This window comes from Achromobacter sp. 1L-A-4-B-C2, from assembly GCF_057291955.1.
The window spans coordinates 552,620-567,168 of record NZ_JBXAWP010000001.1 but is presented as its reverse complement, the minus strand read 5'-3'; the positions used below and the strand labels follow the sequence as shown (position 1 = coordinate 567,168).

The 14,549-nt window shown below is 66.7% G+C and carries 13 protein-coding genes; 9 read left to right on the top strand and 4 right to left on the bottom strand.

Annotated features, from left to right (window positions below):
- Nucleotides 1-67: 67 nt before the first annotated feature.
- Complete coding sequence (locus AC0Z35_RS02665; RefSeq protein ID WP_319301335.1) at nt 68-1,036, bottom strand: Bug family tripartite tricarboxylate transporter substrate binding protein; 969 nt, start codon at nt 1,034-1,036, stop codon at nt 68-70.
- A gap of 233 nt (nt 1,037-1,269) precedes the next feature.
- Here AC0Z35_RS02665 and AC0Z35_RS02660 point away from each other — a divergent pair, with 233 nt between their 5' ends.
- Nucleotides 1,270-1,935 (top strand): IclR family transcriptional regulator, encoded by a 666-nt coding sequence (locus AC0Z35_RS02660; protein WP_082134407.1) that lies wholly within the window; start codon nt 1,270-1,272, stop codon nt 1,933-1,935.
- A 51-nt stretch (nt 1,936-1,986) separates the two neighbouring features.
- On the opposite strand, the gene AC0Z35_RS02655 is transcribed toward AC0Z35_RS02660, so the two are convergent.
- Together AC0Z35_RS02655 and AC0Z35_RS02650 are read right to left on the bottom strand one after the other, a co-directional pair.
- Complete coding sequence (locus AC0Z35_RS02655; RefSeq protein WP_485131428.1) at nt 1,987-3,429, bottom strand: M81 family metallopeptidase; 1,443 nt, start codon at nt 3,427-3,429, stop codon at nt 1,987-1,989.
- A 29-nt stretch (nt 3,430-3,458) separates the two neighbouring features.
- The gene (locus AC0Z35_RS02650) at nt 3,459-4,706 is read right to left on the bottom strand and encodes a D-amino acid dehydrogenase (RefSeq protein ID WP_485131429.1); all 1,248 of its coding nucleotides are present in this window, start codon (nt 4,704-4,706) and stop codon (nt 3,459-3,461) included.
- Between the two features lie 406 nt (nt 4,707-5,112).
- Between AC0Z35_RS02650 and AC0Z35_RS02645 the strand changes: the two genes are divergently transcribed.
- The 8 genes from AC0Z35_RS02645 (at nt 5,113) to AC0Z35_RS02610 (ending at nt 14,018) form a co-directional block, all read left to right on the top strand.
- Nucleotides 5,113-6,552 (top strand): M81 family metallopeptidase, encoded by a 1,440-nt coding sequence (locus AC0Z35_RS02645; protein WP_485131430.1) that lies wholly within the window; start codon nt 5,113-5,115, stop codon nt 6,550-6,552.
- 57 nt (nt 6,553-6,609) lie between these two features.
- Entirely contained in the window at nt 6,610-8,193 is a 1,584-nt protein-coding gene (locus AC0Z35_RS02640) for an ABC transporter substrate-binding protein (RefSeq protein WP_485131431.1), read from the top strand.
- Nucleotides 8,194-8,228: 35 nt separating this feature from the next.
- The gene (locus AC0Z35_RS02635; protein ID WP_046803848.1) at nt 8,229-9,164 is read left to right on the top strand and encodes an ABC transporter permease; all 936 of its coding nucleotides are present in this window, start codon (nt 8,229-8,231) and stop codon (nt 9,162-9,164) included.
- Nucleotides 9,165-9,183: 19 nt separating this feature from the next.
- Complete coding sequence (locus tag AC0Z35_RS02630) at nt 9,184-10,095, top strand: ABC transporter permease (protein ID WP_046803849.1); 912 nt, start codon at nt 9,184-9,186, stop codon at nt 10,093-10,095.
- 9 nt (nt 10,096-10,104) lie between these two features.
- On the top strand, nt 10,105-11,178 hold the full coding sequence (locus AC0Z35_RS02625; RefSeq protein WP_120156901.1) for an ABC transporter ATP-binding protein: 1,074 nt from the start codon (nt 10,105-10,107) through the stop codon (nt 11,176-11,178).
- Complete coding sequence (locus tag AC0Z35_RS02620) at nt 11,175-12,188, top strand: ABC transporter ATP-binding protein (RefSeq protein WP_046803851.1); 1,014 nt, start codon at nt 11,175-11,177, stop codon at nt 12,186-12,188. Before AC0Z35_RS02625 ends, AC0Z35_RS02620 begins: the two co-directional genes overlap by 4 nt.
- Entirely contained in the window at nt 12,173-13,588 is a 1,416-nt protein-coding gene (locus AC0Z35_RS02615; protein WP_485131432.1) for an amidase, read from the top strand. Before AC0Z35_RS02620 ends, AC0Z35_RS02615 begins: the two co-directional genes overlap by 16 nt.
- 250 nt (nt 13,589-13,838) lie before the next feature.
- On the top strand, nt 13,839-14,018 hold the full coding sequence (locus AC0Z35_RS02610; RefSeq protein WP_046803852.1) for a hypothetical protein: 180 nt from the start codon (nt 13,839-13,841) through the stop codon (nt 14,016-14,018).
- A 175-nt stretch (nt 14,019-14,193) separates the two neighbouring features.
- Here the strand turns inward: AC0Z35_RS02610 and AC0Z35_RS02605 are convergent, their stop codons facing one another.
- On the bottom strand, nt 14,194-14,481 hold the full coding sequence (locus AC0Z35_RS02605; protein ID WP_485131433.1) for a hypothetical protein: 288 nt from the start codon (nt 14,479-14,481) through the stop codon (nt 14,194-14,196).
- Nucleotides 14,482-14,549: the final 68 nt, after the last annotated feature.

Genomic DNA, 14,549 nt, shown 5'->3' with positions numbered 1-14,549 from the left:
TCCTGTCTGAAGAAGACGATGTTGGGTTCGGTTTTTTTGGCCGGGCGGTGCCTGCGCGGCCTGGGTCTCATTCGACGCGGGCGCCCGAGTCCTTCACGATCTTTCCCCACCGGATGCGGTCGTCATGGATCAGCTTGGCGAATTGTTCAGGCGTGCTGGTCAGCACGCGCGCGCCTTGTTCCTGGTACTTCGTACTAAGGTCCTGCGCTTGCAGCGCCTTGTTGAATTCCGCGTTCAGACGCTGCACGATGTCCTGCGGCACGCCGGCCGGCGCGGCCAGGCCGAACCACGTCACGGCCTCGAAGCCGGGGTAGCCGCTTTCGGCAATGGTCGGCACGTCGGGCATGTCGGGCACGCGTTGCGCCGAGGTCACCGCCAGCGCGCGCATCTTGCCGTTGCGCACGTGGCCGATCAGCGTGGGCACCGACGACAGGTACATGTCGATCTGACCGCCGATCAGGTCGTTGGACGCCTGGGCGGCGCCCTTGTACGGCACGTGCGTAAGCTTGATGCCGGCGGCGTTCTGCAACTGCACGGCGGCCAGGTGGGCCACGGTGCCGTTGCCCGAGCTGGCGTAGTTCAGCGCCTCGGGTTTGGCGCGGGCCGCGGCGATCATGTCCTTGAACGATTTCAACGGCGAATTGGCCGGCACCACCAGCACGAGTGGCGCGTCGGCAATTAGGCCGATGGCGGACAGGTCGGTTTCCGGGTCGTAGGGCAGCTTGGCGTACAGCGTGGGGTTGATGGCCAGGTTGCTGGTCTGCCCCAGCACCAGCGAATAGCCGTCCGCCGCCGACTTCGCCACCGCGTCCACGCCGATATTGCCGCCGGACCCCGGGCGGTTTTCCGTGACGATGTTCCAGCCGGTGTTCTTTGCCACCTTCAGCGCCGCTTCGCGGGCCAGCACGTCGGTGCCGCCGCCCGGAGGGAAGGGCACGATCAGGCGGATGGGTTTGTCGGGGTAGCCCTGGGCGGCGCTGATGCCCGCCACGCAAACGAGGGCCAAGCCCGACAACACGCGCGCAATCACTTTCATGGTTTGTCTCCAGTCGTTGTTTTGATCCGCGCATTGTGCGAGCGTGTTCCGCCTAATACAATCCAGGTTCGCAGTACGAAACACGTTTCGTATAGCGGTCGATTTAAAAGACTTGGGGGCGAATCGTGAACGACAACGGCAATGACGGCAAAGACCGCGAAGGCGGCGGCAGCGCGGGAACAGAAAACGACGCCGACGGCGCCGAAGACGGCGTGGTCGCCGTCCGGCGCGCGATGCGCATCCTGGAGGCCTTCGGCGTGGACGACGCCCACCTGACGCTGGCTGAACTCAGCCGCCGCACGGGCTGCCATCGGTCCACCGTGCTGCGCCTGGCGCGCACCCTGGCCATGGACGACTACCTGGCCCAGCGGCCGGACGGCACGTGGCGCCTGGCGCGTGCGGCCGGTTGGCTGGGCGCGTGCTACCAAGCCACGTTCAACGTGCAGGAATTGGTGCAGCCCGTGCTGCGCGAGCTGTCCGGCGCCACAGGGGAAAGCGCAACGTTCTATGTGCGCGAAGGCAATCAGCGGATTTGCATGGCGCGCGTCGAAGGCCCGAAGTCCATCCGCCACCACGTGCGGGTCGGCGCGGCGCTGCCCTTGAATCTGGGCAGCCCGGGCCGCGTGCTGCTGGCGTTTTCAGGCGAAGCGGGCGACGAGTACGAGGCCGTACGACGTGCCGGCTACATGATTTCGCTGGGCGAGCGCGACGCCGAAGTCTCCAGCATTTCGGCGCCGGTCTACGGCATCAACTGGACCCTGCTGGGCGCGATCTGCATCTCTGGCCCCATCTCGCGCTTGAACGAAGCGGTGCTGCTGGGCCATAAAGAAGCCATTCTTTCAACGGCCAGCCGGCTGTCGCGGTCGATGATGGGCGCGCGGCAAGGCGGCGCGGGTTAGGGCACGGGCTAGGGCATGTCTGTGGCGGCAAGCGTCTGAGGGGCAAGCGGATTACCCAATCGGCCACTTGGGCAGCCGTATCTTGCGGTACGGCAGGCTGCGCCAGTCGGGGCTGGCCGAGCCGGGGGCGGCCACGTACACCACGGCGCGCGCCAAGGGCGCGTACTGCGCATGGAAGTGATGGGCCGACTTCACCACGATCAGCCGTTGCGCCGCCAGGTCGCATCCCAACTGCGTGAACAGGTCCGTGTGATAGGCCTGCGTGCGCAGTGACACCAATGCAATCAGGATGCCGTCGGCATCGACCAGCGCGCAGTCGCCCAGCGCGATGCGCGTGCCGGAATTGCCCGTCATGAACATATCGGCGTGGGTTGCCACAACGCGGCAACGCGCGTCCACGGGCGCGCCCGACAGCGGGCCGACCTTGCCGCCGATGCGCAGGTCAAGTTCGGCGCCCACGCCCGCATCGAAGGCGATGCGGGCGGCCACCGGGTCCCACATCGGTCCCAGCGCCGCGTTGCGGATGCCGCGTTCCCGCATGCGCGCCAGCAGATAGGTGGAGTCTCCGGCCGCGCCGCTGCCCGGGTTGTCGGACCGGTCGGCCAGCACAACGGGACCCTCGCCAAACGCCAAGGCTTCGTCCAGCGCTTCGTCCACGCCGCGGTACGGCACCATCAGTTGTTCGCGCATGCCGATCAGTTCATCGGCAAGCGTGCGCGCCAGCGTCTTCGCGGCGGCGGCGTCGCCATCGGCATAGACCAGCACCTTGGTGCCCATCTCGGGCACGTCGCCCGTGGCGAAGCCTTGCGCGACCGACACCGACAGAATGCCGTCGCGCCCTTCCAGCGCCTTGATGCGGGCGACAAAACCGCGCGCCGGTTCGCGCGTGGTGTGCATTGGCACGACCATGTCGCAATCGACCAGCGCGGCAACGGGACGCTGCCGCCGCTGGTGGGCCGCGTGGCACAGGTCCACCAGTTCACAGGCGCGCTCGTAGACGTCAATGTGTGGGTATTCCTTGAACAGCACCAGCACCGTCGCCTGCTCCACCATCAACGGCGTCAGGTGCGCGTGCGGGTCCAGCTCGGCGCCCACCGTTACGTCGGTGCCGACCAGCTCCCGCACACGGCGCAGGATGTCGCCTTCGCAATCGTCATAGCCGTCGGCCACCATCGCGCCATGCAGGCCCAGCAGCACCATGTCCACCGGCAAGGCCGCGCGCAGGTCAGCCAGCAGTTCGTCGCGCAATGTCTCGTAGGCGGCTCGCGTGGTGGTGCCGCCCGGTTGCGCCGAGGCCACCAAACCCTCGATCACCGTCCAGCCCTGTTGCGCCGCGCGCTGTCGCGCAACCCACAGCGGCCCGCCGTAAAACGTCATGTGATCGGGGTGCGTGCCCGCGCGCAGATACTCGCGCGACGTGAACGCGGCCAGGCCGGTGGGCAACGGGGAAAACGTGTTGGTCTCGGTGGCGAGAGCGCCGGTGAAGATACGCATGGGACGGCTCCTGGGGGCGCGCGCGGCGCCTACGGTTGAAAGGGCGCGGCGTTGATCGGCAAGGGTTCGCCGTTCATTTGCGCGGTCAGCAAGGCGGCGCTGCCACAGGCAAGCGTGAACCCTAAAGCGCCCTGGCCGATGTTCAGCCACAGGTTGCCGGCCGCGCGGCTTTTTCCGATCAGCGGCTTGCTGGTCGGCGTGGCCGGCCGCACGCCCGCCCAGGCCTGCGCGCGCGACAGGTCCAGGCGCGGAAAGGCTTCCTTGACCTGATGCCGCAACGTCGCCATCCGCGACGCGTCAACCTCGCCATGCTTGGCGCCGATGTCGACCATGGCCGCAATGCGCAGCACATTGCCCAGGCGCGCGTAGACGATGCGCCGTTCGTAATCGGTCACGCTGATGGCGGGAACATCGGCGGTGTCCGCCGTAATCGGCACGCTCAGGCTATAGCCCTTCAAGGGATACAAGGGCACGCGTTGGCCCAATGCCGCCAGCAGCGGTCGGCTGCCGATGCCCGAGGCCACCACGAACGCATCCGCTTGCAGGTCGCCGGCATCCGTCTGCGCCGCGACGATGCGCCCGCCTTCGCGCCGCAGCCGTTGCACGCGCGTGTTCATGTGGACGCTGACGTTGGCGTTGCGCCGCAGCCGCTGAAACAGGGTGTCGGTAAAGCGATGGCAGTCGGCGGTTTCTTCGCTGGGCGTGTAGACGGCGCCGGCGATGCGCGCGCCCATGCCGGCCAGCGCCGGTTCCGCCGCCAGCGTTTCGTCGCGTGACAGCACGCGCTGGTCGGTGCCGTGAGTCGCCTGGTAACGCACCAGCGACGCGGCCTTGTCCAGTTGCCCGGCATCGCGGTACACAATCAGCTTTCCGGTTTTTGACAGGCCGAAATCCATGGGCGCCTCCGCCAGCATCGCGTGCAGCGTGTCGCGGCTGAGGTAGGACAGGGACAGCAATTGGGCGGTGGACGCGCGCGACACCGAGGCGCGACAGGCGCGCAAAAAGCCCGCCAGCCACAACCATTGCGAAACGTCGAAGCGGTAGCGCAGGCGCAGCGGCGAATCGCGTCGGAACAGCCAGCCCGGCATGTCGGCCAACGCGCCCGGTCCCGCCAACGGCGCCACATAGCTATAGCTGAGCTGCCCGCCGTTGGCGAAGCTGCTGCCCAGCGCGGGCTCTGCCCGTTCGTCCACCAAAACCACCGCGTGTCCCGCCCGCGCCAACAGGTGCGCCGTCGTAACGCCGACCACGCCCGCCCCAATTACGCATACCCGCATGACTCGCCTCGTAGGTTCAGGTAGGGCACGATTCTGATCCGCGCACCGGGGTGGGGCAAATTCCAAATCGCGTCCCATCCATAACCTTGCGATATGTGTGCGGGCGCGGCGTTGCCGCCCTATCGTTTTCCCTAGCGGTGGTGCGCATCAACCTCGCTTTTTCTGCGTTTTCCCTGCGTTTTCAGGGCAAAAGCGCCCACACCATAACCTTGGGTTATCCATAGGCCCACGTTAGCTATTTGTGCCGCGCCGGTGTGCCGCCGATGATCCGCTTACGGAACGCAACGCCATGCCGAACACGCAGGCGCTGACGACATAGCCGGCCTATACAAGGGGAAATGATGACGTCTTACCGGAACGCCACGGCAGCCGTGGCGCCTGCGCCAGCCTGTCCCGGAGCGCAGCCATGAAGGTCTTCTGCGCCGGTCTGGGCACCGAGACCAACACCTTCGCACCCATGCCCACCAGCCTTGCGGCCTTTCAGGAACGCGACTACTACCCGGCCGGCACGCATCCCGATTCCGTCACCTTCGCCGGTGCGCCGCTCTTCGTGGCGCGCCTGCAAGGCCGCGAAGCAGGCTGGACGCTGGTGGACGGCCTGGTGGCTTCCGCGCAGCCCGGCGGCATCACCACGCGCGCCGCCTACGAAACCTTGCGCGACCAGATCCTGGCCGACCTGCGCGCCGCGATGCCGGTGGACATGGTGCTGCTGGGCTTGCACGGCGCGATGGTGGCCGATGGCTATGACGATTGCGAAGGCGACATCCTGCGCCGTGTGCGGGAGCTGGTCGGCCCCGACGTAACGGTGGGCGCCGAGCTGGACCCGCACGCGCACCTGACGCCGCTGATGGTGGAACAGGCCACGGTACTGGTGCTGTTCAAGGAATACCCGCACACCGATATCCGCGAACGCGCCGAAGACCTGCTGGCCCTGTGCCTGGACGCGCACGCGGGCCGCACGCGTCCCGTGGCGGCGCTGATCGATTGCCACATGATCGTGCCCATGCACACCACGCGCGAGCCGGCGCGCGGCTTTGTCAGCCGCATCAAGGCGCTGGAAGGGCGCGACGGCATTCTGTCGATATCGGCCGCGCAGGGCTTCGCCACGGGCGACGTGCCCGAGATGGGCACCAAGGTGCTGGTCTATGCCGATGGCGACGCCGCCGCCGCGCAGACGCTTGCACGCGCGCTTGCCGATGAACTGATCGGCATGCGCGAACAACTGATGGTGCCGTACCGCAGCGTGGACGAAGCGCTGGACGAAGCCTTGGCGTTCGACGGCGGCCCGGTGGTGTTGGCCGACCGCCCCGACAACCCCGGCAGCGGCGCGCCCGGTGACGCCACCTTCGTACTGCAACGCGTGCTTGAGCGCGGCGTAAGCAATGTGGCGCTGGGCCCGATGTGGGACCCGGTGGCCGCGCGCATCGCCTTCGATGCGGGCGTGGGCGCCGAACTTGACCTGCGTATCGGCGGCAAGGTCGGCCCCTTGTCAGGCGACCCGATCGACCTGCGTTGCACCGTGCTTGCCGTGAAGGCGGACCTGGTGATGACCGGCCTGTCCGGCGCACCGGCGCCGATGGGCGACTGCGTATTGGTGCAGGCCCAGGGCGTACAGATTGTGCTGACTTCCGTGCGTAACCAGGCCATCAACATGGACCTGTTCACCCAGCTGGGCTGTGATCTATCGGCCTGCAAGATCGTGGTGGTCAAGTCCGCGCAGCATTTCCACGCCTCGTTTTCAAAGGTCGCGCGCCACATCATCTATGTGGGTGGCAAGGGCGTGGCGACGCCGGATTGGAAGACGCTGACGTATCGCAACATCCGGCTGCCGAAGTGGCCGCTTTAAGATCCTGCCGGCGCATGGCCGCTGGCGAATCCACTTATTTGACGGGAACCTAGTGCGATGAAAAACCGCCTGCTTTGCCTGATCTCGACCGCCACGCTGGGCCTGGCCTGCACCCTGGGCGCCGTGCCCGCAAGCGCGCAGCCGGCCAAGACCCTGCGCATTGTGCCGCACGCCGACCTGAAGGTGCTGGACCCGACCTTCACCACCGCCTACATCACGCGCAACTTCGGCTACATGGTGTACGACACGCTGTTTGCGATGGACACACACAGCAAGCCGCAGCCGCAGATGGTCGAGAAATACGAGGCCAGCGACGACAAGAAGACGTGGACGTTCACGCTCTTGCCCGGCCTGAAATTCAGCGACGGCCAGCCCGTGACGACGGACGATGTGATTGCATCGCTGCAACGCTGGTCCGCGCGCGACAACATCGGTCAAGCCATCACACGCGCTGGCGGCAAGTGGGAAGCGCTGGACGCCAGCCGCTTCAAGCTGACGCTGAACCAGCCGTTTGACCTGGTGCTGGACGGATTGGCCAAGGTGTCCAGCTACCCCGCCTTCATCCTGCCCAAGCGGCTGGCGTCGCAGCCGGCAACCAAGCCGCTGACCGAAGTCGTGGGCTCCGGCCCTTACGTGTTCAAGCGCGATGAATGGGTGCCGGGCAGCAAGATCGTGTTCGAAAAGAACCCGCACTACCTGGGCCCGAAGATGGCGGCCGACGGCCTGGCGGGCGACAAGACGCCGCATATTCCGCGCGTGGAATGGCGTGTGCTGCCGGACTCCAACAGCGCCACCGCCGCGTTGACCAACGGCGAAGTCGACATGATCGAGCAAGCGCCCGCCGACTACATCGACGCGCTGCGCGCCAACAAGAACGTCAAGATCGGCGTGCTGGAACGCGCGCAGGGCTACATCATCCTGAACCAGTCAATGCCGCCGTTTGATAACCCGAAGGCGCGTCAGGCGGTGGCGCATCTGGTGGATCAGGACAAGTTCACGGCTGCCATGGGCTACCCGGACGACTTGCGCATGAAGTACTGCGCCACGGTCTTCATCTGCGGCGGTCCCAACGACAGCACGGCGGGCGCCGCGTCTTACGCCAAGCCGGACCCGGCGCTGGCCAAGAAGCTGTTGGCCGAAGCCGGCTACAAGGGCGAAAAACTGGTCATCCTGTTGCCGACCGACCTGGCCTATCTGAATTCCGCAACGCTGGTTGCCATCCAGGCCTTGCAGGATATCGGCGTCAATCTGGACATCCAGTCGATGGATTGGGCCACGCTGACCGCACGCCGTGCGCGCAAGGAAACGCTGGACAAGGGCGGCTGGAACATCTTCCTATCGGCCGCGTCCGAGTTCAACGTGGACTCGCCCATCAGCAATACGTATCTGGGCGCCGTGTGCGGCAACAGCCTGCCGGGCTGGCCGTGCGACAAGAAGCTGGACGAACTGCGCGAACAGTGGATTGCCGCCACCAGTTCGGACGAGCGCAAGCGCGTGCTCGATCTGTTCCAGGAGCGCGCCTACGAGGTCTTTCCCGCCATTTCCATCGGCCAGTATTCGCGGGCGTTTGCCGCGCATAACAGCCTGAAGAACACGGACAAGATCTGGAGCCTGCCGAACCTCTGGGTGCTGGACAAGTAATCCAGCGCCCGCCGTTACCGATACGCGAGACAACTATGGGTTACATCATTCGGCGCGTGCTTGCCATCGTGCCCGTCATGGCGGTGGTGGCAGTGATCGTGTTCCTGCTGATCCACCTGTCGCCCGGCGACCCGGCGGCGTTGATCGCCGGGGACTTCGCCACGGCCGAGGACATCGCCAAGCTGCATACGGCGCTGGGCCTGGACGAGCCCTTGTGGCGGCAGTTCGGCCTGTGGGCCGCCAAGCTGATGCAAGGCGACCTGGGCACGTCGATCTTCACGCAAGTGCCCGTGACGCAGTTGCTGTCGCAGCGGGTGGAGCCCACCTTGTCGATCGCCGCCATCACCATGCTGGTGTCGATTCTGGTGGCGGTGCCGCTGGGCGTGTTGGCGGCATATCGCGCCGGCACCTGGATCGATCGCCTGGTCATGCTGTTTTCGGTGCTGGCGTTTTCGTTGCCGGTGTTCCTGGTGGGCTATCTGCTGATCTACGGCTTTGCGGTCAAGCTGCAATGGCTGCCGGTGCAGGGCTATGTCAGCCTGTCCAGCGGCGTGGGGCCATGGCTGCGCAACCTGACCTTGCCGTGTATCAACCTGGCGCTGGTGTACATCGCGCTGATCACGCGGATGACGCGGGCCACCGTTGTCGAAGTGCTGCACGAAGACTACATCCGCACGGCGCGCGCCAAGGGCCTGGCGGTGTTGCCGGTGCTGGAACATGCGTTGCGCAACGCCGCCATTCCCATCGCCACCACGGTGGGCGTGGGCATCGCCTTGCTGATCGGCGGAGTGGTCGTCACCGAGACCGTGTTCGCCATTCCGGGCATCGGCCGGCTGGTGATCGACGCCGTCCAGCACCATGACTACCCGGTCATCCAGAGCGTGCTGCTGATTTCGGCGGGCGCCTACGTGCTGATCAATCTGTTGATCGACCTCAGCTACCGGCTGTTCGATCCGCGTATCCGTTATTGAGCCGTCGCGGGAAAGAACCATGTCAGAAAATTTGATTTCCCCCAGCGTGCCCACCGCGCCCGCTGCGCCCATCCTGCTGCACGAGGCCCTCACGGCCAGCGGCCGGCGCTGGCGCTGGGTGCGCAAGCATCCCACGCTGATCATCGGCCTGGTGCTGCTGCTGATCGTGGCCGGCCTGTCGATTGCCGCGCCGTGGATCGCCACGCACAACCCCATCACCATCAACCCCTTGCAGCGCCTGAAGCCGCCTTCGGCCCAGCATTACTTCGGCACCGACGCGATGGGCCGCGACGTGTTCAGCCGCGTGGTCTGGGGCGGGCGCGTGTCGCTGGTCGTGGCCATCGTGGTGGCGCTGGTGGCCAGCGTGATCGGCGTGGTGCTGGGCCTGCTGGCCGGCTTCGTGCGCTGGGCCGACGCCATCATCATGCGCATCATGGACGGCATGATGGCCATTCCCGACATCCTGCTGGCCATTGCGCTGATGGCCGTCATCCGCGCCAGCCTGACCACGGTCATCATCGCCATCGCGATTCCGCAGGTGCCGCGCGTGGTGCGGCTGGTGCGCTCGCTGGCCCTGACCTTGCGCGAGCAACTGTACGTCGAGGCGGCGCATGCCATCGGCACGCGCCTGCCCGTCATACTGCGCCGGCATGTGCTGCCCAACATGGTGACGCCGCTGGTGGTGCAGGCAACCTTCATCGCCGCTACCGCCGTGCTGACGGAAGCCGTGCTGTCGTTCCTGGGCGTCGGCGTGCCGGCCCAGGTGCCCAGCTGGGGCAACATGATGGCCGACGCGCGCAACTACGTGGCCGTGGCTTTCTACACCATTCTTTACCCCGGCATTCTGCTGGCCATCACCGTGCTGGCCATCAACCTGATGGGCGACGGGCTGCGCGATGCGCTGGACCCGCGCCTGACCAACCAACGCTAGGAGGACGCCATGGCCCTATCCCCCGCCAACGCCGTTGCCCCTGGCGACGTGCTGCTTGAAGTCGACAACCTGCGCACCTATTTCGACACCGTCTCGGGCACCGTCCGGTCGGTCGATGGCGTGTCGTATCAGGTGCGCGCCGGGCGCACGCTGGGCGTGGTCGGTGAATCCGGCTGCGGCAAGAGCGTGACGGCGCTGTCCATCCTGCGCCTGGTGCCGACGCCACCCGGGCGCTTTGCCGGCGGCCAGATCCGCTATCGCGGCACCGACCTGCTCAGCCTCACGGAAAAGCAGATGCGCCAGATCCGCGGCAACCGGATTTCGATGATTTTTCAAGAACCGATGACGTCGCTGAACCCGGTGCTGACCGTGGGCCGGCAGATTGCCGAGACGGTCATGGTGCATCAGAAGCTGAACCGCCGCGACGCGTACCGCCGTGCCGAAGAGATGTTGCGCCTGGTGCAGATTGCCGAGCCCGAACGCCGCGTGCACGAGTACCCGTATCAACTATCCGGCGGCATGCGTCAGCGCGTGATGATCGCGCTGGCGCTGGCCTGCAACCCCGAAGTGCTGATTGCGGACGAGCCCACCACCGCGCTGGATGTGACGATCCAGGCGCAGATTGTCGACCTGCTGCGCAACCTGCAAAAGACGCTGGGCATGGGCATCGTGTTGATCACGCACGACCTGGGCGTGGTGGCGGAATGCTGCGACCGCGTGGCGGTGATGTACGCCGGCCGCAAGGTCGAGGAAGCGCCGGTCACCGAACTGTTCGACCGCCCCTTGCATCCGTACACCCGCGCGCTGATGGGGTCGATGCCGTCCATGAACGCCTCGACGCAACGCCTGGCCGAAATTCCCGGCATGGTGCCCGCGCCCAGCGAACTGGGCAATGGCTGTCGCTTTGCACCGCGCTGCACGTACGCCACGCCGCGTTGCCACGTTGAAGCGCCCGAGCTATCCACGCATGGCGTCGACCATGTGGTGGCGTGCCATGAAGTGGCGCGCGTGGCGGCGCAACCCGGCCTGCTGGCCGCGACTTCCGTGGCGCCCGGCGCCACCCTGACCGGAGTTCAAGCATGAGCGCCCATCCTCAGCCGCCGGTGGTTGCATCGACGGCGCCGTTGCTAGACGTGCGCGACCTGAAGATGCACTATCCCGGCGCGGGCGGCTGGTTCACGCCGCGCCGTAAAGTCGTGCAGGCGGTAGACGGCGTGTCGTTCAGCGTGGCCCGTGGCGAAACGCTGGCGCTGGTGGGCGAGTCGGGCTGCGGCAAGACGACCACCGGCAAGTCGGTGTTGCGGTTGATCCAGCCCACGTCCGGCTCCGTCAAACTGGAAGGCGAAGAGATCCTGGCGCTGACGCCGGAGCAGATGCGCAACCGGCGTCGCGATATGCAGATCATCTTCCAGGACCCGTATGCGTCCTTGAACCCGCGCATGACGGCGGGCGATATCGTGGGCGAGCCGCTGCGCAACTACCCGATGTCGGGCGGCCGCGCGCGCGTGGACGAGCTGGCGTGGCTGTTCGACAAGGTCGGCCTGCGCCCCGAAGCCATGAAGAAATTTCCGCACGAGTTCTCGGGCGGGCAACGCCAGCGCCTGGGCATTGCGCGCGCGTTGGCGCTGCGGCCCAAGCTGATCGTCTGCGACGAGCCCGTGTCCGCGCTGGACGTATCGGTGCAGGCGCAGGTCATCAATCTGCTGATGGACCTGCAACAAGAGATGGGCATCGCCTATCTGTTCGTGGCGCATGACCTGGCGGTGGTGCGTCACATCAGCCATCGCGTGGCGGTGATGTACCTGGGCCGCATCGTTGAAGTGGCCGACCGCGACACCTTGTTCTCGCAGCCCCGGCATCCGTACACCGAGATCCTGCTGTCGGCCGTGCCGGTGCCCAATCCGCACAAGCCCGCGCAGCGCAAGCTGTTGCAAGGCGATCCGCCCAGCCCCGCGAACCCGCCCAGCGGCTGCCGCTTTCACACGCGCTGCCCGCTGGCGCAGCCCATCTGCCGCGAGACACAGCCCGCGCTGACGGAACGGCCCGTGGCTTCCGCCACCGGCCAGCAGTGGGTAGCGTGCCATTTTCGATGAACACGCCGCAATTGCTGGCCGGGCCGCTGCCTGACGATGACGCGGTATTCGGGCAAGCCATCGCTGCGTTGCAGGCGGCGATGGCGGCGGGGCGCTTGACGGCCGTCGACCTGGTGCGCGCGTATCAGGCGCGCATTGCGGCGTACGACCAGGCCGGGCCGGCGCTTAACGCGCTGATCTGCTTGAATCCCCAGGCGGCCGGTGAGGCCGCCTGGCGCGATGCCGAGCGCCGCGCGGGGGTGGTACGCGGTCCGCTGCACGGCGTGCCGCTGCTGTTCAAAGACAACATCGACGCCATCGGCATGCCGGCCACGGCCGGCTCGCGCGCCTTGGCGCGGCGGCTGCCCCGGCAGGACGCCGACGTGGTGCGGCGCTTGCGCGAGGCAGGCGCAATCGTGCTGGGCAAAACGACCTTGCATGAACTGGCCTGCGGCATCACCAATGTGTCGTCGATGTCCGGTCGCACGCGCAACGCGTATCACGCCACGCGCGTACCGGGCGGGTCCAGCGGCGGCAGCGCGGTGGCCGTGGCATCCAGCTTTGCGGCGGCCGCCATCGGCAGCGACACCAGCGGCTCCATCCGCATCCCAGCGGCGTTCAACCAGGTGCTGGGGTTGCGGCCCACGGCAGGGCGATGCAGCACGGCCGGCGTGGTGCCCCTGTCGCCCACGCTGGACACGGTAGGCCCCATGGCGCGCTGTGTGGATGACCTGGAGATTCTTTGGTCGGTCATGGCCGGCCGCGACGACGGCGATGCGGCGTCGCAACCGAAGCGTAGTGACTGGCGCATCGGCACCGTCAATGCCTTGTTCGGCAGCGGTGCCGCGCAGCGGGAAGTCTCCGCGCACGTGCAGGCGGCATTGGCGCGCTGGCAGGCGGCCGGTGCGTCGGTGCGGCAGGCGCAGCTTGGTATCGACGACACGCGCCTTTCCGCCGCCAACGTCACCGGCTACGAATTTCGCGACGCATTGGCGCAGTGCCTGCGTGACGCCGGCTTGCCGGTGCACAGCCTGGGCGACATCCTGGACGGCGCCTACCCGCATCCGGAAGTCATGACGGTCTTGCGCGAACGCAATGCGATGCAGGATCCGGACGGCAGCGCCCGTCAGGCAACGTTGGCCCGTGCCGCCGCAATTCGCGCCGAGGCCCTCGCAGCCATGGCGTCCGGCGACTTCGATATGCTGGCCTATCCCAGCGTGCGGGGCGGGCCGGTGCAACTGGGCGAAGCACAGACCGGCGGCAACGGCCTGCTGGCTTCGGTTACCGGCTTGCCTGCATTGAGCCTGCCCATCGGCTTCACGCCGAGCGGCATTCCGGTTGGCCTGGAGCTGCTGGGCGCGGCGGGCAGCGAAGCGCGGCTGCTGCGCGCGGCGCGGGATTTCGTTCAAGCGGTGGCCTAGCCGCCGCCCGGCACCCCGACAACCCCAACCCATCCATCGACGCGTTCGTGGCGATCATGCGCGAGACGCCCGCCAAGCGGGGCCGGCCGCGAAAACCGGTGCAGTTGGCAGCGTTTTCATGCGGTGCAGATCGGTAGATCAGGATCACGGGATAATTCTGAAAGTGCATGGGTCGTCCGGCGCACGTATCATGATCCGCGTCGCGGATGTCGCACGCTTTGCCGATCGACTTGCCTGGCACGAGTAGTACATGAGGCTGCTGAAGCAGCGTTTTGAGGAAATGATGAACTTTTGGGTCCCTGTAGTCTTCGGTACGTTCAAGCTTCTGGTGTTGGGCACGGGCATGTTTCTCGCCATCAAGTCTCACTACGATGGAGAAAAAAAGGAGAAGAAGGAGAAGGAAAAGAATGAGGTGGATGCGCCGTCGTGAGGGCGTGCCATGGAGGGGCGACTGCGATGCCGTGGTGATCGCCCTCTGGCACCTTGATCCTCAACACCTTCCCTTCAATCACCCGCCGCGCCCGCGCAACGTTGGCCACGCGCGGGTATCGGTGCGACACCGCTGCGATCTTCCCGGCCGATGAATCCGTAAAGCGCCACCGCCGTTACAACGGTGACGGCGCGCAGCACGTATAGCAATGCGGCAAACGCTTGCCCGATGCCAAGGTCAGCGCCGCATGCGGCGTTGACGGCAGTAGCGTCATCGCGCCTGCAACGTCGCCCGCCACCAGGCGCTGGGCCGCTGCCCCCACGGATGCTGCCCGTTCTGGTGCGGCCGTCAACAACGCCAGGGCGCTGGACAGCGCTGCGGGGATGCTCCACAGCAGCCGTAGCCGGGGCCGTAGCAGGCCGACGCCCGCGCCGCGCATCGCCCGGCACACGGCTTGCTGCAAGCGCCTTGCACCGGCAAATCCCTGCCATGCAACGTGCCGCTGTCCGGCTCAGGGCTGCGTCCGTTACA